A 26,632-nucleotide genomic window follows, 5' to 3' on the forward strand; every position below is an offset into this window, starting at 1 on the left:
GAAAAAGCCGGCGCGCCCTCTTCGCCGCCTGGCGCTTCTCGCGGCGGCGATGGTGCTGGGCACGGCGGCAAAGGCCTCGGATTTCTCCGAGCCGTGGAAGAACGCCGACCGCGCGCTGGTGATCGACGCCTACGAATACAATTCCATCGACTGGGCGCAGCTTGCCACCGACAAGCGCATCGTCGGCTTCATCAACAAGGCCTCCGACGGGCTGCCGCCGCCCTATTTCTGCTTCGGCGGCGAGACCGACGTGAAGCTCTGCAAGGCGTTGTGGAAGCGCTATGCTGTGACGCGCGAGCTTTTCCAGACGCGCAAGGTGGTGGCCAAGGCGCTCGGCCTGAAATGGGGCGCCTATCATCTGGCCCGCCCCGGCAATCCGGTCGAGCAGGCCAACAATTTCATCGACTTCGCCGAGCCCGCACCGGACGACCTCATCGCCCTCGACCTCGAAGGCAACGACCCGACGCAATGGATGTCGCTTGAGGACGCGGAAGAATTCGTGCGCCAGGTGCATAGGCGGCTCGGCCGCTTCCCGATGCTCTACAGCAACGGCAAGACCGCCCAGTATATCGCCGACAACCGCTACACCTACCGGCTGCTGTCCCGACTGCCGCTCTGGTACGCGCGCTACAAGCCGGACATCGACGTGCATTTCCCGATGGGCAACTGGCAGGGCTACGCGCTCTGGCAGTTCTCGGCGCAAGCCAATTGCGGCCGTTTGAGCTGCCCTTACAGGGTGCCGGGCACGCCCAACGACATCGACGTCAGCGTCGCGCCGATGAGCGCCGGCGAATTGCGTCGGCAATGGGCGTTCGGCGGGCTGCTCGACGTGCCGCCCGACTATCTTGCTTCGATACCGGTACCGATCCGGCGCGAAGCTGCGCTCGCCGGCAAGGTCACCCTCACCTTTGCCGACGTCGCGACGCCGCCGACCTTCGAGGAAATGGTCGCGGTGCTCGGCGCGCGCTGGGGTAAATTCCGCGACGGTTTTCGTATGCCTGTGGTGAAGACAGTGCCACAGCGCCCGAGCTTCGGCATTGCCCAGTACGTCGCCTGGAAGCGGGCCGGGCAGCGCACGCCCGAACAGCTCGACGCCGCTTTCGCCGCTGCCGATCCGGTCAGCACTGCCTCGACGACGCTCGATAGGCCTCGCCACTGACCGTTTCAAAATCAACTGCCGTCAGCGATGGCTGCCCCGGCTGGCATACATGCCGGTGGTGCGAAACTGCGTCGGGTTGATGCCGTAGCAGCGGCGGAAAACCTTGGAGAAGTAGTTCGGATCCTCGAAACCGCACAGCACCGCGACTTCCTTGACCGGCAGGAAATCCGCCCTGGTCAGCAGTTTCGCGGCGCGCTGCAGCCGTTGCTGCAACACGAATTCGGCCGGCGGCAATCCCTCGCTCTCGGCAAAGCAGCGCGAGAAATGGGCGCGGCTGAGGCCGCTGATCTCGACCAGCTCCGCCACGGGCAGCGGCTTGTCGAGATTGGCGTTGATATGATCGATGACCGGCTGCATGGCGCTCTGTTTTTCGGCGAAGGCATGGGAACCGAAGACATCGTCGTAAAGCGCCATCGCCGCCTCATAGGCGATGGCGGAGGCCGCACCCGGCGAGCCCGCTCCCTTGATGAGGCGCAAGCTGCAATCGGCAAGATGATCGATGGTCGCCGGCTGCAGCCGGAACACGGGACCCGAGACGCTGAGGATCGACTTGTGGATGCGCAGCGCCTCTTCGCCGTTCATCGAGATCCAGAAATATTCCCAGCGGTCGCCCTTGGCCAGCCAGTAGCGATGGTTGTGCGGCACCAGCACCAGCAGCGTGTCGTTCGCCTGCAGACGATAGTTGCGGCTCTCGTAGCGCAACTGTCCTGTGCCGCCGATCGTGTGCTGAAGAACCGTGAACGGGGTCTGGCCGCGTTTTCGCCCGTCCCAGTCGTATGTCTCGTCCTCACGCACTTCATAGCCCGTGCTGGTCGGCATGGCATGCAGGCGCTGGCGGCCGCGCGGCAGCGAGATCGTCCGCATCAACTTTCCGTTCGCGATCAGGTCCTGCAGCACAAAATTACCCTCGAAAGCATAATCCTTCTCTGGCCGCGCCGGCGAATAAGCGCATAATCCGGCTTCTCAGAACGCGAAAGACCCGCGGTCGAGGAGCGGGCGGGAGGAGAAAGAGCCGGATTTCCGGCTCGGATGGCATGCACGCAAGTCAGCGTGCGGCCATATCACCTCCTGCTGCTCCTTGCCTAACATTCGATTGGATCGAGGTGAAGGTGATGAGCTTCAAAATCGCTATTATCGGCGCCGGCAGCGTCGGATTCACCAAGAAGCTGTTCACGGACATTCTGTGCGTGCCTGAATTCCGGGACATCGAATTCGCGCTGACCGATATCAGCGAGCACAATCTCGGGATGATCAAGGCGATCCTCGACAGGATCGTGGAAGCGAACAATTTGCCGACCAAGGTGACGGCGACCACCGATCGTCGGAAGGCGCTGGAGGGGGCGCGCTACATCATCAGCTGCGTGCGCGTCGGCGGGCTCGAAGCCTATGCCGACGACATCCGCATTCCGCTGAAATACGGCATCGACCAATGCGTCGGCGACACGATCTGCGCCGGCGGCATCCTCTACGGCCAGCGCAACATCCCGGTGATCCTGGATTTCTGCAAGGACATCCGCGCGGTCGCCGACACGAACGCCAAGTTCCTGAACTACGCCAACCCGATGGCGATGAACACCTGGGCCGCGATCGAATACGGCAAGGTCGACACGGTCGGGCTCTGCCACGGCGTCCAGCACGGCGCCGAACAGATCGCCGAAGTTCTCGGCGCGAAGTCGCCCAGGGAGCTCGACTACGTCTGTTCCGGCATCAACCACCAGACCTGGTTCATCGAGCTCAGGCTGAACGGCCGGCCGATCGGCAAGGACGAGCTGGTCGCCGCCTTCGAGGCGCACCCGGTCTATTCGAAGCAGGAGAAGCTGCGCATCGATGTGCTCAAGCGCTTCGGCGTCTATTCGACCGAAAGCAACGGGCATCTGTCCGAATATCTGCCCTGGTACCGCAAGCGCCCTGACGAGATCACGCGCTGGATCGACATGTCGGACTGGATCCATGGCGAGACCGGCGGTTATCTGCGCTATTCGACCGAGACCCGCAACTGGTTCGAGACGGAATATCCGCAATTCCTCGAAGCGGCTTCGAGGCCGATCGACCCGGCCAAGCGCTCCAACGAGCATGCCAGCCACATCCTCGAAGCGCTGGAGACGAACCGCGTCTATCGCGGGCACTTCAACGTCCGGAATAACGGCGTGATCGCCAACCTGCCGCAGGACGCCATTGTCGAGTCGCCCGGCTTCGTCGACCGTTTCGGCATCAACATGGCCGCCGGCATCACGCTGCCGGAGGCCTGCGCGGCCACCTGCATCTCCTCGATCAACGTCCAGCGCATGTCGGTGCATGCCGCGATCGCCGGCGACATCGACCTCTTGAAGCTCGCGGTGCTGCACGATCCGCTGGTCGGCGCGGTGTCGACGCCGGAGGAGGTCTGGCAGATGGTGGACGAGATGGTCGTCGCCCAGGCAGCCTGGCTGCCGCAATATGCCGACGCGGTGCCGGCGGCAAAAGAGCGGCTTTCGAAATCCAGGGTCAAGACCCGCGAATGGGCGGGTGCCGCGCGGCGAAGCGTGCGCTCGATCGAGGAATTGCGCGCCGAAAAGGCGGCGCTCAAACAGGCCGGCTGACAACTTGGCCATGGAAGCGGACCGACGGGAGGTTGGTCCGCCGCTATCAGCCGCACCGAATAGAAGGCGGGCAACAGCAGACGTCTAACACGTGGGAGGAGACTATGAGGAACTTACGCAGAATTGGCATTGCCGCCGGATTGATGCTGAGCGTTTCAATTCCGGCTCTCAACGCTTCCGCTTCCGGGCCGACAGTGCCGCCGGAGCCGGCGACGTTCCCGGCCGAGGGGAAGATCCACTATGTGGCGCGCGACTCCATCCTGGAGTTCAAGGCGCTGTCGGAATATCACGAGCCGGACTGGGTGACGGAGAAATACGTCAAGACCGGCAAGCTGCCGCCGGTCAAGGACAGGCTGCCGAAGGAGCCGCTGGTCTTCAAGACGGCCAACATGCCGGACGGCATCGGCGTCTATGGCGACACGATGCGCCATGTCATCGGCGGCAGGCCGGAAGGCTGGAACTACGGCGCCGGCCAGACGCAAGGCTGGGGCGGCATCGACGTCGGCCTTTCCGAATGCCTGACGCGCACCGCGCCGCTGTTCCAGGTCAAGGCCAAGGACACCGAGCCGCTGCCAAACCTGGCGAAGAGCTGGGATTGGTCGGCCGACGGCCACAAGCTGACCATGCATCTCATCGAAGGCGCGAAATGGTCGGACGGCGCACCCTTCAATGCCGACGACGTCATGTTCTATTGGGATGACGAAGTCGTTGACCCGAACGTCTCGCCGCTGAACGGCGCGACGCCGGAAACCTTCGGCGTCGGCACCACACTGAAGAAGATCGACGACTACACCGTCGAATGGACCTTCAAGGAGGCGTTTCCGAGACAGTATCTCTATGCGATGGCCTATGGCACCTTCTGCCCAGGCCCCTCGCATATCCTCAAGACGAAGCATCCGAAATATTCGAAGAACACTTACGACCAGTTCAAGAACGCCTTCCCGCCGGAGTTCATGAACATGCCGGTGATGGGCGCCTGGGTGCCGGTCGAATACCGGCCGGACGACATCATCGTCATGCGCCGCAACCCCTATTATTGGAAGGTCGACGAGAAGGGCAACCAGCTGCCCTACCTCAATGAACTGCAGTACAAGCTCTCGACCTGGGCCGACCGCGACGTCCAGGCCGTCGCCGGCTCGGGCGACTTCTCCAACCTCGAGCAGCCGGAAAACTTCGTCGCTTCGCTGAAGCGCGCGGCGGAGGCCAATGCGCCGGCGCGACTTGCCTTCGGCCCGCGCCTCATCGGCTACAATCTGCGCATGAACTTTTCCGCCAATGGCTGGGGCAATCCGGACGAACGCGGCCAGGCGCTACGCGAACTGAACCGCAACGAGGACTTCCGCAAGGCCGTCACCATGGCGCTCGACCGCAAGTCGCTCGGCGACTCTCTGGTCAAGGGTCCGTTCACCGCCATCTATCCCGGCGGCTTCTCGTCGGGCACCAGCTTCTACGACCGCAAGTCCACCGTCTACTATCCCTTCGATCTCGAGGGCGCCAAGGCGGAGCTCGCCAAGGCCGGCCTCAAGGACACTGACGGCGACGGTATCGTGAACTTCCCGGCCGGCACCGCCGGCGGCAAGGATGTCGAGATCGTGATGCTGGTCAACAACGACTACACCACCGACAAGAGCCTCGCCGAGGGCGTCGTCGCCCAGATGGAGAAGCTGGGCTTGAGGGTCGTGCTCAACGGGCTCAACGGCACCCAGCGGGACGCCTCGCAATATTCAGGCCGCTTCGACTGGCTGATCCGGCGCAACGACCAGGAGCTGACCTCCGTCGTGCAGAACACCGAGCAGCTCGCTCCGGTCGGCCCGAAAACCAGCTGGAACCATCGCGCGCCGGAGAATGGCGAGGTCGACCTGATGCCCTTCGAGAAGAATCTGGTGGACATCGTCAACAAGTTCGTCTCGACGCAGGACAACGACCAGCGCGCCGCTCTGATGAAGAAGTTCCAGAAGATCTCGACGGAAAACGTCTACAATGTCGGCCTGACGGAATATCCCGGCGCGCTGATCGTCAACAAGCGCTTCTCCAACATCCCGCAGGGCACGCCGATCTTCATGTTCAACTGGGCCGAGGATTCGATCGTGCGCGAACGCGTCTTCGTCGCGGCCGACAAGCAGGCCAAGTATGAACTGTTTCCCCAGGAACTGCCCGGAAAGCCGGGAGACAAGGGGCCGATGGACTAGTTACCCTCCCTGACGAAGAGACGTCCGGCCGCGCCGCGGCGCGGCCGGACACATAGAAGCTCCGAACGCACCCAAGGGAGCGACCGGCGAAGAAGAAGGAAGCAGACCGTCGATGTTGCGATTCCTGCTTATGCGCATAGCGTCGGCGATCCCCGTCCTCGCGATCTTGAGCCTCGTCACCTTCGCCATCATCCAGGCGCCGCCGGGCGACTATGCCGACTACATCCGCTCGCAGCTGATCAACCAGGGCGGCGCTTCTTTCGCCCAGGCCGATGCGCAAGCGCAGGCCTACCGTGTCGAGCATGGCCTCGATAAGCCGCTGCCCATCCAGTATCTCAACTGGATCGGCGGCATCGTCACCCGCGGCGATTTCGGCTACAGCCTCTATTACAACAAGCCGGTGGCCGATGTGGTCGGCGAGCGGCTGCCACGCACGCTGCTGCTGGCGCTTGTCTGCCACCTGCTCGCCTCAGTGCTCGGCATTACCTTCGGCATCTGGGCGGCGACACGCCAGTATACCTGGATCGACTCGACGCTGTCGGCCATCTCCTTCCTCGGCATGACGGTGCCGCGCTTCCTGATGGCGCTGATCATCGTCTATCTGCTGGTCTTCCAGTTCAACGTCTCGGAGATCGGCTCGTTCTTCTCGCCGCAATATGGCGGCGCGCCGTGGTCGTGGGCGAAGTTCGTCGACCTCGTCAAGCATGTCTGGCCGGTGGTGGCGATCGCGACCTTCGGCGGACTCGCCTACAACATGCGCGTCATGCGCGGCAATCTGCTCGACACGCTGAACGCCCAATATGTCGAGACGGCCAAGGCCAAGGGATTGACCGGCGGCGCTGTGGTGATGCGGCACGCCGTGCCCAACGCGCTGCATCCGCTCGTAATGTATCAGGGCGTGGTGCTGCCCTATATGCTCACCGGCGAGATCGAGACGGCGATCATCTTCGCGCTGCCGACCGTCGGCCCGGCGATCGTCGGCTCGATGGCGGTGGGCGACGTCTATGTGACGGCAACCTTCATGATGGTGCTGTCGGCGACGCTGATCGTCGGCAACATCATCGCCGACATGCTGCTCGCCCTGCTCGACCCGCGCGTGCGCCAGTTCGGGGAGCGCTAGATGCTGGCGCGCGACCCATCACCACCGCCCCTGCCGCCCGAGGGAACCACGACCAAGCCCGGACACGGCAACGAAAGCTACATCGCGCTGGTCTGGCGCCGGCTGAAGCGCTCCTGGACCGGCATGGCCGGGCTTTGCCTGGTCGTGTTGCTGCTTCTCATGGCGGTGTTCGCTGAATTCCTGGCGCCGATGGACCCGAAGGCCACCGATGTCGCCTTCGCGCCGCCGCAAGTGCCTGTTTTCCATGACAAGGACGGCAATTTTGCCGCGCGGCCCAGGGTTTATGCGCTGGCCGATTCGACCGATCTCGACCCGGTCACCTTCCAGCCGATCGTCGGCCCCGACTACGATCATCCGCGACTGCTCGGCTTCCTTGTCGAGGGTGCGCCCTACAAGCTCCTTGGGCTTATTCCGGCGAACCGGCACTTCTTCGCCTCAATGGATGGCCAGCCGGTGCATTTCCTCGGCACCGACAAATTCGGCCGCGACGTGCTGTCGCGCGCCATCCACGGCTCGCGCGTCTCGCTGATGATCGCGCTGACGGTAGTCTTCATCATCACCGTCATCGGCACCACCGTCGGCATGGTTTCCGGCTATTTGGGCGGCAGGTTCGACGTCTGGGTGCAGCGCTTCGTCGAGCTGGTGCTCGCCTTCCCGCAACTGCCGCTCTATCTGGCGCTGACGACGCTGATCCCGGTCACCGCGCCGACCAACGTCTTCCTCGCCTTCGTCATCATCGTCATGTCGGCGCTGGGCTGGGCGCAGATGTCGCGCGAGGTGCGCGGCAAGACGCTGGCGCTGGCGCGGATCGATTATGTGCGTGCCGCCATGGCGGTCGGCGCCACCGACCGGCGCATCATCATGCAGCATATCTTCCCCAATGTGATGAGCCATGTGATCGTCGCGGTCACGCTGGCGATCCCGACGGTGGTGCTCTTGGAATCCTTCCTCGGCTTCCTCGGCTTCGCGGTGAAACCACCGCTGATCTCGTGGGGGCTGATGCTGCAGGATACCGCGACCTATTCGGTCATCGGCACCTATCCGTGGATTCTCTCGCCGGTCGGCTTCGTGCTGATCACGGTCTTTGCCTTCAACGCGCTGGGCGACGGCCTGCGCGATGCCGTCGATCCGTACTGAGGTGGCAGGAATGACGACGATCGCTCTCGCAGAATCCTTCGCACCGGCCGTCCGGCTCGACCATGACGGCCGCCATGACCAGCCGGTCATCGACGCCCGCAACATCGAGGTCGCCTTCAAGGTCGAGCACGGCACCGTCGAGGCGGTCAAGGACGTCTCGTTCCAGCTCTATCGCGGCGAGACAATCGCGATCGTCGGCGAATCCGGCTCCGGCAAGTCGGTGACGGCGCGCACCGTCATGGGGCTTCTAACGCGGCGGGCGACGGTGTCGCCGCGGTCCAGCGTCGACTATCACGGGCAGAACATCCTGAAATTCTCCGAGCGCGCCCGGCGCAAGCTGCGCGGCAACCGCATCTCGATGATCTTCCAGGAGCCGATGAGCTCGCTCAACCCGATCTACACGGTCGGCAGCCAGATCGTCGAAGCGATCAGGGTGCACCGCAAGGTGAGCCGCAGGCAAGCCTGGGCGCGGGCGCTCGAGCTTTTGCGGCATGTCCAGATTCCCGAGCCGGAAGCCCGGCTCAAGCAATATCCGCATCAGCTCTCCGGCGGCCAGCGCCAGCGTGTCATGATCGCCATGGCTCTGGCCAACGAGCCCGACGTGCTGATCGCCGACGAGCCGACCACCGCGCTCGACGTCACGGTGCAGGCGCAGATACTGAACCTGATCCGCAACCTGCAGAAGGAGATGCGGATGGCGGTGATCCTGATCACGCACGACCTCACCGTGGTGCGCAAGTTCTCCGACTACGTCTATGTCATGCAGCATGGCGAGATGTGCGAGCACAACGTCACCGAGCGGCTGTTCGCCGATCCGCAGCATCCTTACACGCAGCGGCTGCTTGCCTCCGAGCCGCGCGGACGGCCGAGATCGCTTCCCGATAAGTCCGGCACCATCCTCGAGGCGAACGGCGTGCGCGTCTGCTTCACGCTGCGCCATGGCACCTTCCTCAAACCGGACTGGCGCGAGCTGGTCGCCGTCGACGACCTCGGCCTCAAGCTTTGCCGCCACGAGACGCTCGGACTGGTCGGCGAATCCGGCTCCGGCAAGACCACCTTCGGCCAGGCGCTGCTTCGGCTGCTGGACGCCAAGCGCGGCGAGATCCGTTTCGACGGCCAGCCGATCCAGGGCCTGTCACGGGCCGAGATGCGGCCGCTGCGCTCACGCATGCAGGTCGTCTTCCAGGACCCGTTCTCCTCGCTCAATCCGCGCATGACGATCGGCCAGATCATCGAGGAAGGGCTGGTCGTCAACAGGATCGGGGTGACGCGGCGCGAGCGGGTCGAACGGGTGCGCGAGGCGCTGGTCAGCGCCGGCATGCCCGGAAATATCCTGTCGCGGTTCCCGCATGAATTCTCCGGCGGCCAGCGGCAGCGCATCGCGATCGCCCGGGCCATCGCGCTGGAGCCCGAATTCATCCTGCTCGACGAGCCGACTTCGGCGCTGGACCTTTCCGTCCAGGCGCAGATCATCGACCTTTTGCGCAAGCTGCAGGACGAGCGGGGCTTGAGCTACCTCTTCATCTCGCACGACCTGAAGGTGGTGCGGGCGCTGTGTCACCGCGTCATCGTCATGCAGCACGGCAAGATCGTCGAGCAGGGGCCCGTCGACGAGGTGCTTTCCAATCCCAAGACCGCCTACACCGAACGGCTCGTCAGGGCCGCTTTCGACGTAGCCTGAACATTTGCCGGAGGTTAGCGTGGCAAGAAATCCCAAGATCACTTTCATCGGCGCCGGCTCGACGGTGTTCATGAAGAACATCGTCGGCGACGTGCTGCAGCGGCCGGCGCTGTCGGGCGCGACCATCGCGCTGATGGACATCAATCCGCAGCGGCTGGAAGAGAGCGCCGTCGTCGTCAACAAGCTGATCGCGACGCTCGGCGTGAAGGCGAAGGCCGAGATCTATTCCGACCAGCGCAAGGCACTCGCCGGCGCCGATTTCGTCGTCGTCGCCTTCCAGATCGGCGGCTATGAGCCCTGTACCGTCACCGACTTCGAGGTGCCGAAGAAATACGGCCTGCGCCAGACGATCGCCGACACGCTCGGCGTCGGCGGCATCATGCGCGCCTTAAGGACCGTGCCGCATCTGTGGAAGATCTGCGAGGACATGCTCGCGGTCTGTCCCGAGGCGATCATGCTGCAATATGTCAACCCGATGGCGATCAACACCTGGGCGATCACCGAGAGATACCCCACAATCAAGCAGATCGGCCTCTGCCATTCGGTGCAGGGCACGGCGATGGAGCTGGCGCACGACCTCGACCTCCCCTACGAGGAAATCCGTTACCGCGCGGCCGGCATCAACCATATGGCCTTCTATCTCAAGTTCGATCATCGCCAGCCGGACGGGTCCTACCGCGACCTCTACCCCGATCTTGTCCGCGCCTATCGCGAAGGCCACGCGCCGAAGCCGGGCTGGAACCCGCGCTGCCCGAACAAGGTGCGCTACGAGATGCTGACCCGGCTCGGCTATTTCGTCACCGAGAGCTCGGAGCACTTCGCCGAGTACACGCCCTATTTCATCAAGGAGGGCCGCCCCGACCTGATCGAGAAATACGGCATTCCGCTGGATGAATATCCGAAGCGCTGCATCGAGCAGATCGAGGGCTGGAAGAGACAGGCCGAAGCCTACCGTTCGGCCGACCGGATCGAGGTCGAGCAATCGAAGGAATATGCCTCCTCGATCCTGAACTCGGTCTGGACGGGCGAGCCGTCGGTGATCTACGGCAATGTCCGCAACAATGGCTGCATCACCTCGCTGCCTTTCGACTGCGCGGCGGAAGTGCCGTGCCTGGTCGATGCCTCGGGCATCCAGCCGACCTATATCGGCGACCTGCCGCCGCAGCTCACGGCGCTGATCCGTACCAACATCAATGTGCAGGAACTGACGGTGCGGGCGCTGATGAGCGAGAACCGCGAGCATATCTACCACGCGGCGATGATGGACCCTCACACAGCAGCCGAGCTCGACCTCGACCAGATCTGGTCGCTGGTCGACGACCTGATCGCCGCTCACGGCGACTGGCTGCCGGCCTGGGCGCGTAAGGACGGCAAGAGCAAGGCCGCCTGATCCGCGGCGATCAGCCGCCGGCCTTCTCCCGCTCGACGGCGCGCCAGCCGATGTCATGGCGGAAGAAGCCCTGCGGCCAGTCGATCCGGTCGATCGCCGCGTAGGCCCGTCTCTGCGCCTCGCCGACCGTGGCGCCGAGAGCGGTGACGTTGAGCACACGGCCGCCATTGGCGACCAGCGCACCGCCATTGATGGCGGTGCCGGCATGGAAGATTTCGGCGCCCTCGCTCGCGGCCTCGTCGAGGCCGCGGATGACCGAGCCTTTCTCCGGCGTGCCGGGATAGCCCCTCGCCGCCATCACCACGGTCAGCGCTGCTTCGTCGCTCCAGCGCGCCGACATATGCGCGAGTTGGCCATCAACGGCGGCGTTGAGCAGGACCAGCAGGTCGTCCTTCAGCCGCATCATCAGCACCTGGCATTCCGGATCGCCGAAGCGGGTGTTGTATTCGATCAGCTTCGGACCCTGGTCGGTGATCATCAACCCAGCGAAGAGGATGCCGGCGAACGGCGCGCCGAGTTCGGCCATGCCGCGCATGGTCGGCTCGATGATCTCGCGCATGGTGCGATCGGTCATTTCGGGCGTCATCACCGGCGCCGGCGAATAGGCGCCCATGCCGCCCGTGTTCGGGCCGGTATCGCCGTCGCCGACGCGCTTATGGTCCTGCGCGGTGCCGAAGGGCAGAGCCGTGGCGCCGTCGCACAGGCAGAAGAAGCTCGCCTCCTCGCCGGTCAGATATTCCTCGACGACGACCTCGGCGCCGGCAGCGCCAAAGGCGCCATCGAAACAGGCCTCGATCGCAGCCAGCGCCTCCTCCAGCGTCATGGCGATAGTGACGCCCTTGCCGGCGGCAAGCCCGTCGGCCTTGATGACGATCGGCGCGCCCGTCTGCTCGACATAGGCTCTGGCCGAGGCGAGGTCGCTGAAGCGGCCATAGGCTGCGGTCGGGATGTTGAATTTCGCGCAAAGATCCTTGGTGAAACCCTTCGAGCCCTCAAGCCGCGCCGCAGCCTTTGACGGACCGAAGACGCGGATGCCCCAGGCGCGCAGGTCGTCGGCGATGCCGGCCACCAATGGCGCTTCCGGGCCAACCACGACGAGATCGATAGTCTTGTCCTGGCAGAAGGCGGCGATGGCGGAATGGTCGGAAATGTCCAGCTTGACCAGTTCGGCGAGGCGGCCGATGCCGGGATTGCCCGGCGAGGCATAGAGCCTGGTGAGCAGCGGCGAGGCGGACATCTTCCAGGCCAGCGCATGTTCGCGGCCGCCCGAGCCGAGAAGAAGAACGTTCATGGCCACCTCTTGCTGATCGTCTCCCTGAACCCGCTATTGGTCCAAGGGCGACGGGTCAAGGCGTCTTAGCGTTTTGGTGGCGATTGCACACGGGAACGTTGCCCGTATCAAGACGCGATGAGGCATGTTTGTCGGTAAGGAAACCGATCCCGCCGGTCAGCTCCGGAAAGCGACTCAGCTCTGGAAAACGATGGGGAACCAGTCCTCGCGCAGTTTCTGGCCGGGCTTCATGCCGTGACCCGGATAGGGCGGCGAGGTGCGGCCGGGCCGCTCGACATAATGGGCGTCGTCGCCGACCCAGCGCAGCGACAGTGCTCTGCGCCGGGCCGAGGTCATGTTGCCGCGCGCGCCATGGGCGGTGCGGAAGTCGAACAGGATGGCGTCGCCGGGCTCCATCTCCCATTCGAGAACCTTCAGCGATGGGTCCCTGTCGGGATCGGGTACCGGCAGGTAGTCGCCCTCGGCGGCATAGAAATTGCCGTCATCGAGCCAGCGCACCGGCAGGATCATCTTTTGCCATTTATGCGAGCCCGCGATCAGCCGAAGCGTCGCCTCCTTCACCGGATCGATCGGGATCCAGAAGCTTACCGTCTGGCTGCCGCCGACGAAATAATAGGGGATGTCCTGGTGCCAGGGCGTCGGCTTCTGCGTGCCGGGCTCCTTGACCAGCACATGGTCGTGGAAGAACTGCGCGCTGCGCGACTGCATGACGGCGGCCGCGAGCTCGGCGGCCGGCGATTCCCGCACGATCCTGACGAATTCCGGGATGCGCTCCCAGTTGCAATAGTCGTCGAAGAAGCTGCCCTTGCCGTTGGCGATGTCGGAGGCGGTGGCGCTGCGGTTCTTGATGTTGCGCTCGATGCCGTCGGCGATGACGTCGACCCAGTCCTTGAACGCGCCGCGGATGCAGACCGCGCCATCGCGCTGGTAATCGGCAATCGTTGCGACATCGAATTTTGCGGCGGCCATGAGCAATCTCCTTCGTCCGGCAAACCGACTATCGCAAGTGCGTCACATGGCGTAAAATAATAACTTGCCATCTCGCTTATAGTTTTACTCTATGAAGCTTACCCTCACGCAGTTGCGCTATCTCGTCGCCGTGGCGCGCTACGGCAGCGTCACCATGGCCGCCAGGGCGCTGAACGTGTCGCAGCCTTCGATCTCGGTGGCGATCGACAATGTCGAGGATGCGCTTGGCCAAAAACTGTTCGTGCGTCAGCGGGGAAGCGGCATCGCGCTGACGTCGTTCGGCCGCAGCGCCGTGGCTAAGGCCAGGCAGGTGCTGGCCGAGGCGGATGAGCTTGTCGGGTTAGGATCGCGCGAGGCCGATGTCGCCGGCGAGCTGGTGCTCGGCTGCTTCGAGGATCTGGCGCCCTATTTCGCGCCGGCGCTGATCCGTTCATTCTCCGAGCGCTGCCCGTCGGTGACCGTCATTGTCCGCGACGAGACCTTCGAGACGCTCGGGCGGCGACTGGCCGACAGCGCCGTCGATCTCGGCCTGACCTACGATCTCGGCCTGCCAGCGCATTTCGCGCGCATCCTGTTGCATGAGCTTCGGCCGCATGCGCTGCTGCCTGCCGGTCACGTGCTGGCGGACAAGCGGACCGTCAGCCTGGCTGATCTCGCCGCCCACCCGCTGATCACCACCGATCAGCCGCATAGCTGGCAGCATATGCTCGATCTCTTCCTCAGCCGCGGCCTGTCGCCCGTCGCCCGGTCATCGACAAGCTCGTTCGAGCTGCAGCGCAGCATGGTGGCCAACGGCTTCGGCGTCGCGGTCAGCTACACCAGGCCGCATGGCGATATGAGCTATGACGGCCTGCCGCTGGTCTGCAAGCCGCTCTCCGATCCGCTGCCCATGCAGCGCATCATCCTGACCCATGACACGCGCCAGCGCCTGCCGAAGGCGGCGCTTGCCTTCATAGAGGCCGCAAAAGCGTGGTTCGCCAGTCACGATGTTTTCACCGCCTGAGTTTTCAGCGCTTGAGCGACAACGCGGCCGCTTGACGGCGCCCATCGCTGCTGCCACTCCAACGGAATGGAAACCATCCAGTCGAAAGCGGCCCAGGGCCGTGTCGCCGACGCGCCGAGCGGCCATTGGGTCTACCGGGTGCTGCCACGCTGGCTGTGGCCCTATGCGCAGCTCGCGCGCTGGGACCGGCCGATCGGCTGGCAATTGCTCTTGTGGCCCTGCTGGTGGTCGGCGGCGCTTGCCGCCAGCGCCTATCCGCGCCCGACGGACCCGCTGCTGACGCTGTTGCCGGCGCCCTGGTACCTGTTGCTGTTTTTTATCGGCGCCGTCGCCATGCGCGGCGCCGGCTGCACTTATAACGACATCGTCGACGAGGACATCGACAACCAGGTCGAGCGCACGCGCTCGCGGCCGCTGCCAGCGGGCAAGGTGACGCGCCGCCAAGCCTGGGCGTTCCTCATCATCCAGGCGCTGGTCGGGCTTGTGGTGCTCTTGCAGTTCAACAGCTTCGCCATTCTTCTCGGCATCGTCTCGCTCGCGATCGTCGCCATCTATCCGTTCATGAAGCGCATCACCAACTGGCCGCAATTCGTGCTCGGGCTGGCCTTCTCCTGGGGCGCGCTGATGGGCTGGGCGGCCGAGTTCGGCGACCTCGATGGCCCGGCAATCATGCTCTATATCGGCTCGATCCTGTGGGTGATCGGCTACGACACGATCTACGCGCATCAGGACAAGGAAGACGACGCCATCGTCGGCGTGCGCTCGACGGCGCGCCTGTTCGGCGACAACACCAACACCTGGCTGGTCGGGCTTTACGGCGGCACGCTCATCTGCTTCGCCATCGCCTTTGCCTCGGCGCAGGTGCCGATGCCCGCGCTGGCCGGACTGATCGCCGCCGGCGCGCATATGGCGCGCCAGATCGTCCGGCTCGACATCAACGATCCGGACCAATGCCTGAGGCTGTTCAAGTCGAACAACCAGATCGGCTGGCTGATCTTTCTGGGCCTGATCGGCGGCGCGCTATGGGTGGCGCTGAAGCCGCTGGTGTAGCGGCTCTTTTCCTTCTCCCATGCGGGAGAAGGTGGACCGGCGCGAAGCGCCGAGACGGTTGAGGGGTGGGTGACGGAGCGCCGTCGGCGCCAAGCTGGAGCTCCCCTCATCCGTCGCCTTCGGCGACACCTTCTCCCACAGGGGGAGAAGGAAGAATCGCGCTACTCCCGCGCAATAATCTCCTCGCCGCCGATGACAAGCCGCAGGCCAAGATTGCCGGTCCTGCGGCGGGCGAGGAAGCGCGGACGGCGCATGTTGGAGACACGGCCCTTGCGGCGTTCCTGCGGCGGCAGCGCCTTGATGGCGGCGCCGAGCGATTCTTCCAGCGTGCGGGCAATGCCGTCGGCCTCGATCAGGAGCATCGGCAGCCGATAGGCGTCGGCCCAGGCGCGCCAGTCGGCGGCGACGTCGTCGAGATCGTCGGCGACCAAAAGCGGCACCGACAGCATCGGATCATTGTGCAGAAGTTCCAAGGTCACGGTGACGTTGCCGTCCGGATCTTCCATGGCGCGGGCGGCGACGCCGCGGAACGCATTGGCGGGCAGCGCGATGATCGCCGGCACGCCGCTCATCTCCAGCAAGCGCCGGATGACGGCGCCGCGATGGTCGATGGTGAAGGTAACATCGCCATAGTCGTCGCGCGTGGCATAGCTTACCATTTGCGGCAGGCGAAACGGGTCGAGACGCATGTTGCGCCCGGCCCAGACTGGCTTCAGTCCAGTATTCATCGATGCCTTCCTGTTTCTCCTGAGGGCCGTTTTCCGGTTCTCTCCGGGCCGGTTTTTCCGGCCTCGCTATGGGATGAAACATTAGCGCTCGCTTCTTACCGCCGCGCTTAAGAAAGTCGGTTAAATTTTGCTGATCGGAGCCGATGGTTATCGGAATGCGACCAGCCACAAGATGTTGGAAGGATCAGATAACCTTACCGGGATTCATGATGCCGGCCGGATCGAAGGCCGCCTTCACCCGCCGCATCAGGTCGATCGCCATCGGCGGCGCCGTGGCGATCAGCTCGTCGCGCTTCAACTGGCCGATGCCGTGCTCGGCAGAGATCGAGCCGTGGAAGGAGCGCACGACATCGTGCACGGCATTGTTCATCGGGCGGTAGAGGCTAAGGAACTGTTCGTCGTCGCCGGCTTCGGGGCGCGAAATGTTATAGTGGAGGTTGCCGTCGCCCATATGGCCGAAGCAGACGACGCGCGCGCCGGGGCTGACGGACTGGACGGCGCCGGCTGCCGCCTCGATGAAGTCCGGGATCGAGGCGATCGGCACCGAGATGTCGTGCTTGATCGAGGCGCCCTCGGGCTTCTGGCACTCGGGCAGCACCTCGCGGAAAATCCAGAAGGCTTCGCCCTGGGCAAGGCTTGCCGCGACCACCGCGTCGCCGAAAATCCCTCGTTCTAAACCCGCCGCCAGCACCTCCTCGATCAGCGCCCTGCCATCCTCTTGCGAGCGGCCGGAGGAGACCTGCATCAGCACATACCATGGCCAGTCGTCGGCCAGCGGCCGCGTCACGCCTTGCGCATGCCGGAGCGTGAAATCGTATGGCCTTTGGCCAATCAGCTCGAAAGCGGTGAGCGAGGCGCCGGCCTGGTCCATCGCCAGGGTGAACAGCGAGAGTGCTGCCTCTGGCGAGGACAGGCCGACGAAGGCGACCTCCCTGCCCTTCGGCTTGGGAAAGAGTTTCAGCACCGCGGCGGTGATGACGCCGAGCGTGCCTTCGGCGCCGACGAAGAGGTTCTTCAAATCGTAGCCGGTGTTGTCCTTCTTGAGCTTGCGCAGATCGTCGAAAACCTCGCCGGTCGGCAGCACCACCTCGATGCCGAGGCAAAGCTCGCGCGCATTGCCGTAGGCAAGCACGCCGGTGCCGCCGGCGTTCGAAGAAAGATTGCCGCCGATCTGACAGGAGCCTTGCGCGGCAAGCGACAGAGGAAACAGCCGGTCGGCGGCGTCGGCCGCTTCCTGCAGCGTCTGCAGGATGACGCCGGCTTCCGCTGTGACCGTGTTCGACAGGACATCGATCTCGCGAATGCGGTTCAGCCGCGAGAGCGACAGCACGATGTCATGCCCGGACTTGTCCGGCACCTGGGCGCCGACCAGGCCGGTGTTGCCGCTTTGCGGCACGACCGGCGTTCCGGTCTCGGTCGCCAGCCGCATGATGCGGCTCACTTCCTCGACGCTGCCTGGCCTCAGCACCAGCGATGTCCGGCCATGCCAGCGGCCGCGCCGCTCGGTGATGTAGGGCGCGATATCGGCCTGGTCGCGCAGCGCGTATTTGTCGCCGACGATTGCCGCGAAGCGGTCGATGAGGCCGGGATCGAGATCGAAGGGCTGGTCGTCGGTCAGATCGTTCATGCGCCAGAACCTATGGCGCTCAGGCGATCTTGTCACGCGGCGCGGCGGCGCGCGCGAGGCGGTCGTTGATCGCCTCTCCCAGACCTTCGTGCGGGATCGGCTCGACAGCAATGGTGGCAGCGCCGCTGCGGTCGAGCGCCTGCATGTAGGCGAAAAGGTTGGTGGCGGCCTCGCGCAGATCACCTCCCTCCGAAAGATTGCGCAGCGCCACCGCATCTTGCCAGCCTTCGGCGCGGTCGCGGCCGAAGGCGAGCAGCGCTTCGCCGCCGGCGATCTTCTTAGCATTGAGCCGGACAGATGCGCCCGGCGCATAATGCGAGGCGAGCATGCCAGGCGCCTCTATGCCGCCGCCGCCGCGCATCAATTCCGCTCCGGCGACTGCCTCGATCTCCTCGGCGGCAATGCCGCCGGGCCTCAGCAGCCGCAGCCTGCCGTCCTCGATCTTGACGATGGTCGATTCCAGGCCGACGGGCGTCGCGCCGCCATCGACCACCAGCTTGATCTTCTCGCCGAGATCGGCCGCCACGGCCTCGGCCGTCGTGGCGCTGATCCTGCCGGAGGAATTGGCGCTGGGGGCGGCGAGCGGCCGGCCGAGCCGCGCGATCAGCTCGCCGCCGAAGCCTCTCGGAATGCGGAGCGCGATCGTGTCCAGCCCGGCGGTGACCAGCGGATGGATGCCGTTTTGCGCGCGCTGCGGTAGCACCAGCGTCAGCGGACCGGGCCAGAAGGCCTCGGCCAGTTTCGTCGATAGCGGATGGAATTCGGCAATGCGGCTTGCCATGGCGAGATCAGCGACATGGGCGATCAGCGGGTTGAAGCGCGGCCGGCCCTTGGCCTCGAAGATGCGCGCCACCGCGACGCCATTAGTGGCGTCGGCCGCCAGACCGTAAACGGTCTCGGTCGGGATGGCGACGACATAGCCGCCGTCGAGCAGCGCCAGCGCCCGCTCCATCGCCTCGCCGACGGCAAGTATCTCAGCCAAATTGCTCACCAATCCTGAACATGCCGGTCCCGTAATACGGCGGACAATGCGGGGCAAGGCGGGCATTGGCGATTTATCAATCCCTAAAATGTTAAGTTTCCGCGCAAGCCGGCATCAATTCGCCGGCACTAGGGTGCGGATTTCCGGTTGTTGGGCTCGGGGAGTTATCGTGATGCGCATGCTTTGCTTTGACGCAATTCCGGACGGGTTACACACTCTCGGAGCGGTCGTTGTCGGGTTTTTGGCGACGACCGGGTTGGCGCAGGCTTCGTCCATCGTCGTGCTTGGCGTTGCGACCTCGACGCCATCCGTTGTCAGGCTGGCTGCGATCGAGCCAGGCAAGGTCTCCGCGGCTTCCACGCCGTCCGTGGTGGCGCTCGGCGAGCCGGTGCCAGCCGTCACGGATGAGAAGGTGGCCGCGATCCCCGAGAAATCCGGGCAGAAGCACGCGCAGGCGCCGATGATCATTCGCGGCGGTATCGTCGGCGGCGCTTCAACGGCGCCCGCGGCGACTGCCTCGGCCAAGTCCACCGAGCCTGCGGCCGCGACACCTGCAAACGGCACCGCGCCGGCTACGGCCACGCCTCCCAACGGCACAGCCGCGGCGGCTCCCAACGGCGACACCAAGGCGGGCGACAACAAGGCGGCCGCGGCGGCCGACGCGTCGGGCGACGAGACGCAACCGCAAGCTCAACCGAAAGAAGCCCCGACATTGCCGCGCTTCAGCAAGGCAATGTAGGCGGGGCAGCCCTCGAGGACCGACAAAAAGGGGCGACGCCTGCCGCGTCGCCCCGCTTTCTTTCAAGCGGCGAGAAACGGTTCAGGCCGCTTCTTCCTGATCGTCATCTTCGGACTCGTCTTCGTCGTCGTCCTCGCCGTCTTCGTCCTCGTCGTCCGACTCGTCATCGCCGGAGGCCTTGGCTTCTTCGTCGGCGCCCTCATCCTCGTCACTGTCCTCGTCCTCATCCTCCGACTCGTCGTCGTCCGAGGCCGTGGCTTCCTCATCGGCGTCTTCCTCATCGTCTTCGGACACTTCGGCGGCTTCAACCGCTGCGGCGGCGGCACGGTCGAGGATGTCGTCGGAAGCGGCGGCCTCGGCGGCGGCCGGGGTTTCTTCGGTCAATTCGTGAACGGAATTCATGGCATGCCTCCGTGGTTGGGGAACGTCTTACGGCGCGTCGCGCTGAAACGAATTCAGGCGACGCGCCTTAAGTGTTTGTTTGATGCATGTCGTTGTCCCAGAACCGCTGACCACTTCTGGGCGACATGCATTGGTTCTCCCATGCGGAGGTCATCGCCATATGACTATAAGCCGGGTCCGGCCCATTAAATTTGGGCCAAGAAATTGGCGACGCACGCCCGCGCCTTATAAGGCGCAGGCAGCTTCCGAGCGTGCCATTTTTGGCCGTCAGCCGACGATTTTGGAGAAATCCGCGACCTGGTCGGTGGCGGCGCGGATGCGGGCAAGCAGCGCCAGGCGGTTGGCGCGCACGGCCTGGTCCTCATCATTCACGAGAACACGTTCAAAGAATGAATCAACCGGTTCGCGCAAAACGCTAAGCGCCAGCATGGCGGCGGAAAAATCTTCGTTTTGAATCGCTTGGCCGGCTTCCTTCTCGGCCTGATTCACCGCCACAAACAGCTTCTTTTCCGCGTCTTCGCGAAACAGAGCCGGCTCAACGGTCTCGGCGATGACGGTTTTCTTCTTCTCCTCGGCAGCCAGGATGTTGGCGGCGCGCTTGGTGCCGGCCAGCAGGTTCTTGCCATCCTCGGTGTCAAGGAAGGAGCCCAGGGCCTCGACGCGGCGCACGATCTGCAGGAGGTCGTCGTTAGGCGATTGGCCGATCTCCCCCCTTGTGGAGGAGATCAGGCGCGAACCTGCCGACAACACAGCATCGATCAAGTCGTACCGTGCGCCCTGGTCGCGGAGGTATACCTTCAGGCGGTCGTGGAAGAAGGCTAGGAGGTCGGACGAGTGATCCGCGCCGCTCGTGACGTTCGCCAAGGCCCTGGAGAAGATCGAAGTGAGCTCCAGGCGAATGCGGTTCTCGATCAGGATCCTGACCACGCCAAGCGCCGCGCGCCGCAGCGCGAACGGGTCCTTGCTGCCGGTCGGCTTCTCGTCGATGGCCCAGAAGCCGGTGAGCGTGTCGAGCTTGTCGGCAAGCGCGACGGCAGCCGAGACCGGGTCGGTCGGCACGCGATCGGACGGGCCTTGCGGCTTGTAGTGCTCCTCGGCGGCGGCTGCCACGGACGGGTGCTCGCCCTGCAGCAGCGCATATTTACGGCCCATGGCGCCCTGAAGCTCCGGGAACTCGCCCACCACCTCAGTCTGCAGATCGGCCTTGGCGAGAACCGCAGCGCGGGCAACGAGCGCGGTAATCTCCCCCCTCGAGGGGGAGATGTCGCCGAAGGCGACAGAGGGGGTCGCCTCACGTGGAGCGCCAACTTCCTCTTTCTTCGAACCACCGGACGGGGTCGCGCCAGCCGAAGCGACCCCCTCTGGCCTGCCGGCCATCTCCCCCTCTGAGGGGGAGATCGCTCTCGCCACCACCGGCGCCAGCTCTTCCGCCAGCCGCTTGATCCGCGCGACGCGTGCACCCTGCGTGCCGAGCTTGGCATGGAAGGTCACGTTGAGATGGTCGAGCCGCGCGATGCGCTGGTCGAGCGGCTTCTTCAAATTCAGGTCGAACTTTGCCGCGGACTCTTGCAGTTGATCGAGGTCCGGCAAATCGCCCTGATCGGTCTTCCAGAAGTAGAGCGCATCGGAAAGGCGTGCGCGCACCACCTTGCCGTTGCCGTAGGCAATCTCCTTGCCGCCGTCCTTCGCCTCGATGTTGGCGACAAGGATAAAGCGGTTTGAGAGATCTTCGCCCGCGCCGTGCGACCGGGTGACAAAACACTTCTGGTTGGCGCGGATGGTCAGGCGGATGACCTCGGCGGGAATGGTGAGGAAATCCTTTTCGAATTCGCCCATCAGCACGACCGGCCATTCGACCAGGCCAGAGACTTCCTCCAGCAGGCCCTCGTCCTCGACGAGATCGAGGCCGTTGGCAAAGGCGACGTTGCGGGCGTCGTGAAGGATGATCTCCTTGCGCCGGTCGGCATCGAGCACGACCTTGGCCGCTTCGAGCTTGGCCACGTAATCGTCGAAGCGGCGAACGGTGATCGGGCCAGGCGCATGGAAGCGGTGGCCGTAAGTGACGTTGCCGGAGCGGATGCCGTCGACCTCGAAATCGACTACCACCGGCTCCTCGGTCTCCGGACCGAAGGTGCAGACGATCGATTGCAGCGGCCGCACCCAGCGCAGCGAGCCAGGCTTGGCCGATGCCGGCCCCCAGCGCATCGATTTCGGCCAGGGGAAGTTTTTGATGATCCCCGGCACCAGCTCGGCAATGATCTCCTCCGCCGCCCTGCCCGGCTTCGAGATGTGGGCGACGTAGAAGTCGCCCTTCTTCGGATCGGAATGGACATGCGCCTCGGCGATCGAGGCAAGCCCTGCCTTGCGCAGGAAACCCTGCACCGCCTGCTCGGGCGCCGTGGTCGAGGGGCCCTTGATCTCCTCGCGAATGTCCTTCGATCGCGCGGTGAGCCCGCGGATATCGAGCGTCAGGCGCCGCGGCGTCCAGTATTCGCGCGCCGCCTCATAGGTCAGACCCGCCTCGACCAGACCGTCGGTCAGCATCTTGCGCAGATCGCCGGCAGCCTTGCGCTGCATGCGCGCGGGGATTTCTTCCGAGCGGAGTTCTAGGAGTAGGTCAGGCATCGACAGGGCTCTTGCGGCAAGAATGTCCGCGCGGGGCATAGCAACTCGGCTGGCCGCTGTCACCCTGCATGCCGATCCCCTTTTTGATCGATTTCCGGAAATTTTGCGACCAACTGTCGGGACCAAGCGGACCTGCGCGTCCTAGGAGCAGAAATTCCCATGAACCAAACGCTGCGCTGAAGCGACCAACGCTCAGGCAGAGAACTATTGGCTGAACGACGATGAGAACGGTATCGAGAACCCTGCAGATCCTGGCGCTTAGCGCCTGCTTCGTCGCCCAGATGCATGGCACGTTCTCGATGCCTGGCGTGAGGCAAGCGCTGCGCACGATGGATGGCGCTATCAGCCAAAGCGCGCTGCCGGTCACAGCCGCCGCCGAAATCGCAAAAATCGTGCTGGGTTAAGCCGCCAGACCGCCGGCTTGCGTCTTCAGGAACGCCTCGCCGCAAGCCTTGGCCAGATTGCGCACGCGCAGGATGTAGCTCTGGCGCTCGGTGACGGATATCACGCCGCGCGCGTCGAGCAGGTTGAAGACATGGCTTGCCTTGATGCACTGGTCGTAGGCCGGGAAGACCATGCGGTGCGCGAGATTGTCGTTCGACGCCGGCGCGCCGGCGCCGAGCAGCGCCTTGCACTCGGCCTCGGCGTCCTCGAAATGCCGAAGCAGCATCGCGGTGTTGGCGAATTCGAAATTGTGGCGCGAATATTCCTGCTCCGCCTGCAGGAAGACGTCGCCATAGGTGACCTTCTCGGCGCCTTCGCGGCCGTTGAAGTTCAAATCATAGACATTGTCGACGCCTTGCACATACATGGCGAGCCGCTCCAGCCCGTAGGTGAGCTCGCCCGCCACAGGCGCGCATTCGATGCCGCAGACCTGCTGGAAATAGGTGAACTGCGACACTTCCATGCCGTCGCACCAGCACTCCCAGCCAAGGCCCCAGGCGCCCAGCGTCGGGCTTTCCCAGTCGTCCTCGACGAAGCGGATGTCGTGCAGCAGCGGATCGACGCCGATCGCCTCGAGCGAGCCGAGATAGAGTTCCTGCAGGTTCGGCGGGTTCGGCTTCAGGAGGACCTGATACTGATAGTAATGCTGCAGCCGATTCGGATTCTCGCCGTAGCGGCCGTCCTTCGGGCGGCGCGACGGCTGCACGTAAGCCGCGTTCCAGCGACGCGGACCAAGCGCACGCAAGGTGGTGGCCGGATGGAAGGTGCCGGCGCCGACTTCCATGTCGTAGGGCTGCAGGATGACGCAGCCATAGGCCGCCCAGTAATTGTGCAAGGTCAGGATCAGCCCCTGGAAGGAGCAGCTGGGATGCATGTGGGCAGGGATCTCGATGGTCACGGCGGCCTCGGAAAGCGCTGGCAGTGGGCATTCCCTAGTTGCCGGGCCGGCTAGCGTCAAGGCGGTGCCGTATCACCGAGAGGTTGAACGCTTTGCCGGCGGCTGGCCCATTGCCGGGCGCTCACGCTGGCCGTTTGCTCGGGCAAGCAGCAACGACAAAGGTACCCGCCATGCCCGGTCAACTCATCGTCCGCCCCGTCACCCGGCAGGATTACGAGCAATGGCTGCCGCCTGGGACGGCTACAACGCGTTCTACGGCCGCTCGGGCGAGACGGCGCTTGCCGGCAAGATCACGCAAATGACCTGGTCACGCTTCTTCGACGCCTATGAGCCGGTGCATGCGCTTGTGGCCGAGCGCGACGGCAACCTTCTCGGTCTCGTCCACTATCTCTACCACCGCTCGACCACGGCGATCGCGCCGAACTGCTATCTGCAGGATCTCTTCACATCGCCGGCCGCGCGCGGCCAAGGCGTCGGCCGGGCGTTGATCGAAGGCGTCTATGAGCGCGCAAAAACCGCGGGGTCCGGCCGCGTCTACTGGCTGACGCACGAGACCAACCATACCGCCATGCAGCTCTATGACAGGATCGGCGAACGCTCCGGCTTCGTCGTCTACCGAAAGCTCTTCTGAAAAGAAAACGGGGCTCAGCGAGCCCCGTTTATTTGAACAGTTCCGGCGGTTCAGCCCTTCGGCGCGGGCGGTGCGACCGGCTTGACCTTCGGGGTTTCCTGCGCCGTGTTGGACTCGATCGGCGGCAGCCCCTTGAGCAGCTTCTGCTGCAGGGAGGCGAGCACGTCCGGGTCCGGCTTCAGGTCGCGGGCCTGGGTCCACTGGAAGGTCGCTTCCAGCTTGCGGCCGACGCGCCAGTAGGCGTCGCCAAGGTGATCGTTGAGGACCGGATCTTCCGGCTTCAGCGACACGGCGCGCTCCATTTCGCGCACGGCGTCGTCGTACCGGCCGAGGCGGTAATAGGCCCAGCCCAGCGAATCGACGATGTAGCCGTCGCTCGGCCTGAGATCCACGGCCTTCTGGATCATCGCCAGGCCTTCCTTGAGGTTCATGTTCATGTCGACCCAGGAATAGCCGAGATAGTTCAGAACCTGCGGCTGGTCGGGCTGCAGCTCCAGCGCCTTGCGGAAACTGGGCTCGGCCTTCGGCCATTCCTTCAGCCGCTCGTATGCGATGCCGCGCTGGTAGAAGATGTTCCAGTTGGCGGCGGTCGGCGTCTTCAACGCCTCGACCGCCTTGTCGTAGAGATTGGCGGCCGAGCGGAAATCCTCCTTGGAGGAGTAGACGCCGCCAAGCGCGAGATAGCCGCGCATGTCGGCCGGATGCGCATCCACATAGCCCTTGAGGTGGGCGATGGCCTCGTCGTGGCGATCGATGTCGGCGAGGTTCAGGCCAAGCTGCAATTCCGAGAGCTCCTTCAACGGCGAGGAGGCCGGAATGCGGCGGTAAAGCGCAATCGCCCCTTCGCCGTCCTTCAGCTGCTCGGCGACGGCGGCGAGTTGCACGAGGGCGGCGTCGCTGTCCGGGTTCAGCGCCAACGCGTACTGCAGATAGAGCCGCACGAAAGGCTCGCCGCCGCCACGGTTGAGCGCGGTAGCGAGATCAAGCAGGATTTCCGAGGCGCCGTCGGCGGGGCTCGCGACCAAGGGTTCGATCTTGTCGCCCTTGCTGATCCTGTCGCGCAGCGTGGTGATCTCCAGCTTGCCCGGCGCGAAGGCCTCGGCCTGGTTCAGCACCGCAATCGCCTTTGTCTTCTCGCCCTTGCGGACGAGGAACGAGGCATAGGCCTGCGCGTTGCGCATCCAGGTCTCGGGCGCGGAGCCGCCGGCGGCGGTGTCGGCCAGGGTGGCGGCGTAGATTTCATCGGCCTTGTCGGAAAGCCCGGCCGCGTCGGCGATCAGCGCGCGGTGGAAGGACTTGAACAGGCCGAACCAGTCCGGTCCTTTGAGCTTGTCGATCGAAGCCATCGCCTCGGAGGCATCGCCCGCGCCCTCCTTGGCCCAGCCGTCCATGACGCCGGAGAGCAGCCGGTCGAGATCGGATTCGAGCGACAGCTTCAGCCAGTACTGGGCCTTGGCGTAGTCCTTTTTGTGGAAGGAATCGACGGCAAGCCCCAGACGCGAGAAGCGCTCGACGTCGGGCACTTCCTTGAGCTTGTCGGCATAGACCAGCGATTCCTCGAAGCGGCCTTGCGCGACCAGCGCCAGCATCAGGCTCTGCTGCAGGTCGGTGTCATTGGGGGCAAAGGCCAGCGCCTGCTTGTAATAGGCGATGGCGTTGTCGAGATCGTTGTCGCTTTCGGCGATATGAGCGGCAAGATAGGCGCCCGAGAAGGACGTGATCTGGACCGGTTGGGCGTTTTCCTTGGCATGGGCAGGCAGCACCGAAAGCGCCACACCCGTCACAAATGCCAGCCTCGTCAGCCAGCGCGCACGTCCTTGCTGCATCTTATCCCTTTCAGCCAGACGGGATCCCGCCCTCAGCGGACCGCCCACAGACTCTGAGTTTTCCAAACAAAGCATGGCCTTTTTGGGGTCAGGCTTCAATCCGCCGCGAATCACAATGCAGCATCCGGCTTAAAAAACGATGCCGCGCGACCAAAAAGTCCG

General features: G+C 64.4%; 21 protein-coding genes and 1 pseudogene. 12 read left to right on the top strand and 10 right to left on the bottom strand.

The features are described from left to right. Nucleotides 1-49 precede the first annotated feature (49 nt). On the top strand, nt 50-1,159 hold the full coding sequence (locus EH240_RS06210) for a glycoside hydrolase family 25 protein (protein ID WP_124996637.1): 1,110 nt from the start codon (nt 50-52) through the stop codon (nt 1,157-1,159). A gap of 21 nt (nt 1,160-1,180) precedes the next feature. On the opposite strand, the gene EH240_RS06215 is transcribed toward EH240_RS06210, so the two are convergent. Beyond that, nucleotides 1,181-2,023, bottom strand: coding sequence for an AraC family transcriptional regulator (locus EH240_RS06215; protein WP_124996534.1), 843 nt, complete (start codon nt 2,021-2,023; stop codon nt 1,181-1,183). A gap of 248 nt (nt 2,024-2,271) precedes the next feature. Between EH240_RS06215 and melA (EH240_RS06220) the strand changes: the two genes are divergently transcribed. From melA (EH240_RS06220) to melA (EH240_RS06245), 6 genes are all read left to right on the top strand, one after another. Then, the gene (melA, locus tag EH240_RS06220) at nt 2,272-3,738 is read left to right on the top strand and encodes an alpha-glucosidase/alpha-galactosidase (protein ID WP_124996535.1); all 1,467 of its coding nucleotides are present in this window, start codon (nt 2,272-2,274) and stop codon (nt 3,736-3,738) included. A gap of 104 nt (nt 3,739-3,842) precedes the next feature. After that, nucleotides 3,843-5,927 carry an ABC transporter substrate-binding protein gene (locus tag EH240_RS06225; protein ID WP_124996536.1) on the top strand — a complete coding sequence of 695 codons (2,085 nt, stop codon included), beginning with the start codon at nt 3,843-3,845 and terminating at the stop codon, nt 5,925-5,927. Between the two features lie 112 nt (nt 5,928-6,039). Beyond that, complete coding sequence (locus tag EH240_RS06230) at nt 6,040-7,047, top strand: ABC transporter permease (protein WP_124996537.1); 1,008 nt, start codon at nt 6,040-6,042, stop codon at nt 7,045-7,047. Further along, nucleotides 7,048-8,184 (top strand): ABC transporter permease, encoded by a 1,137-nt coding sequence (locus EH240_RS06235; protein ID WP_124996538.1) that lies wholly within the window; start codon nt 7,048-7,050, stop codon nt 8,182-8,184. 10 nt (nt 8,185-8,194) lie between these two features. Further along, nucleotides 8,195-9,865 (top strand): ABC transporter ATP-binding protein, encoded by a 1,671-nt coding sequence (locus tag EH240_RS06240; RefSeq protein ID WP_124996539.1) that lies wholly within the window; start codon nt 8,195-8,197, stop codon nt 9,863-9,865. A gap of 19 nt (nt 9,866-9,884) precedes the next feature. After that, nucleotides 9,885-11,255 carry an alpha-glucosidase/alpha-galactosidase gene (gene melA / locus EH240_RS06245; protein ID WP_124996540.1) on the top strand — a complete coding sequence of 457 codons (1,371 nt, stop codon included), beginning with the start codon at nt 9,885-9,887 and terminating at the stop codon, nt 11,253-11,255. 10 nt (nt 11,256-11,265) lie between these two features. Here melA (EH240_RS06245) and purD read toward each other — a convergent pair whose 3' ends face one another. Together purD and EH240_RS06255 are read right to left on the bottom strand one after the other, a co-directional pair. Continuing rightward, nucleotides 11,266-12,546 (bottom strand): phosphoribosylamine--glycine ligase, encoded by a 1,281-nt coding sequence (purD, locus tag EH240_RS06250; RefSeq protein WP_124996541.1) that lies wholly within the window; start codon nt 12,544-12,546, stop codon nt 11,266-11,268. A gap of 174 nt (nt 12,547-12,720) precedes the next feature. Next, nucleotides 12,721-13,515: a phytanoyl-CoA dioxygenase family protein gene (locus EH240_RS06255; protein WP_124996542.1), complete on the bottom strand. Its 795-nt coding sequence runs from the start codon at nt 13,513-13,515 to the stop codon at nt 12,721-12,723. Nucleotides 13,516-13,606: 91 nt separating this feature from the next. Between EH240_RS06255 and EH240_RS06260 the strand changes: the two genes are divergently transcribed. Then, nucleotides 13,607-14,518, top strand: a complete 912-nt coding sequence (locus EH240_RS06260; protein ID WP_124996543.1) for a LysR family transcriptional regulator — start codon at nt 13,607-13,609, stop codon at nt 14,516-14,518. Nucleotides 14,519-14,584: 66 nt separating this feature from the next. Then, nucleotides 14,585-15,568 carry a 4-hydroxybenzoate octaprenyltransferase gene (ubiA, locus tag EH240_RS06265; protein ID WP_124996544.1) on the top strand — a complete coding sequence of 328 codons (984 nt, stop codon included), beginning with the start codon at nt 14,585-14,587 and terminating at the stop codon, nt 15,566-15,568. A gap of 161 nt (nt 15,569-15,729) precedes the next feature. Here ubiA and EH240_RS06270 read toward each other — a convergent pair whose 3' ends face one another. The 3 genes from EH240_RS06270 to EH240_RS06280 all read right to left on the bottom strand — a co-directional run bounded on the left by EH240_RS06270 (nt 15,730) and on the right by EH240_RS06280 (nt 18,905). After that, a complete protein-coding gene (locus EH240_RS06270; RefSeq protein WP_124996545.1) occupies nt 15,730-16,296 on the bottom strand; it encodes a DUF6101 family protein in 567 nt (188 codons plus the stop codon). 184 nt (nt 16,297-16,480) lie between these two features. Then, on the bottom strand, nt 16,481-17,923 hold the full coding sequence (locus EH240_RS06275; RefSeq protein WP_124996546.1) for an FAD-binding oxidoreductase: 1,443 nt from the start codon (nt 17,921-17,923) through the stop codon (nt 16,481-16,483). A 19-nt stretch (nt 17,924-17,942) separates the two neighbouring features. After that, entirely contained in the window at nt 17,943-18,905 is a 963-nt protein-coding gene (locus EH240_RS06280) for an L-threonylcarbamoyladenylate synthase (RefSeq protein WP_167483944.1), read from the bottom strand. Between the two features lie 256 nt (nt 18,906-19,161). Here EH240_RS06280 and EH240_RS06285 point away from each other — a divergent pair, with 256 nt between their 5' ends. Further along, nucleotides 19,162-19,644: a hypothetical protein gene (locus tag EH240_RS06285; RefSeq protein ID WP_124996548.1), complete on the top strand. Its 483-nt coding sequence runs from the start codon at nt 19,162-19,164 to the stop codon at nt 19,642-19,644. Between the two features lie 81 nt (nt 19,645-19,725). Here EH240_RS06285 and EH240_RS37835 read toward each other — a convergent pair whose 3' ends face one another. Both EH240_RS37835 and glyS read right to left on the bottom strand, forming a co-directional pair. Further along, entirely contained in the window at nt 19,726-20,028 is a 303-nt protein-coding gene (locus EH240_RS37835) for an ATPase (protein WP_167483945.1), read from the bottom strand. Between the two features lie 285 nt (nt 20,029-20,313). Beyond that, nucleotides 20,314-22,671: a glycine--tRNA ligase subunit beta gene (gene glyS / locus EH240_RS06295; protein ID WP_124996549.1), complete on the bottom strand. Its 2,358-nt coding sequence runs from the start codon at nt 22,669-22,671 to the stop codon at nt 20,314-20,316. A 221-nt stretch (nt 22,672-22,892) separates the two neighbouring features. Here glyS and EH240_RS06300 point away from each other — a divergent pair, with 221 nt between their 5' ends. After that, nucleotides 22,893-23,075: a hypothetical protein gene (locus EH240_RS06300; RefSeq protein ID WP_124996550.1), complete on the top strand. Its 183-nt coding sequence runs from the start codon at nt 22,893-22,895 to the stop codon at nt 23,073-23,075. Here the strand turns inward: EH240_RS06300 and EH240_RS06305 are convergent. Further along, on the bottom strand, nt 23,072-24,013 hold the full coding sequence (locus tag EH240_RS06305) for a glycine--tRNA ligase subunit alpha (RefSeq protein WP_124996551.1): 942 nt from the start codon (nt 24,011-24,013) through the stop codon (nt 23,072-23,074). The two genes, EH240_RS06300 and EH240_RS06305, sit on opposite strands and share 4 nt — an antisense overlap. 170 nt (nt 24,014-24,183) lie before the next feature. On the opposite strand from EH240_RS06305, the pseudogene EH240_RS06310 reads away from it, so the two are divergent. Further along, nucleotides 24,184-24,644, top strand: a pseudogene (locus EH240_RS06310) (N-acetyltransferase family protein). Nucleotides 24,645-24,694: 50 nt separating this feature from the next. Here EH240_RS06310 and EH240_RS06315 read toward each other — a convergent pair. After that, nucleotides 24,695-26,470 carry a tetratricopeptide repeat protein gene (locus EH240_RS06315; protein WP_124996552.1) on the bottom strand — a complete coding sequence of 592 codons (1,776 nt, stop codon included), beginning with the start codon at nt 26,468-26,470 and terminating at the stop codon, nt 24,695-24,697. Nucleotides 26,471-26,632 lie beyond the last annotated feature (162 nt).

The organism is Mesorhizobium tamadayense (assembly GCF_003863365.1).
GTDB classification, from domain to species: Bacteria; Pseudomonadota; Alphaproteobacteria; order Rhizobiales; family Rhizobiaceae; genus Mesorhizobium; species Mesorhizobium tamadayense.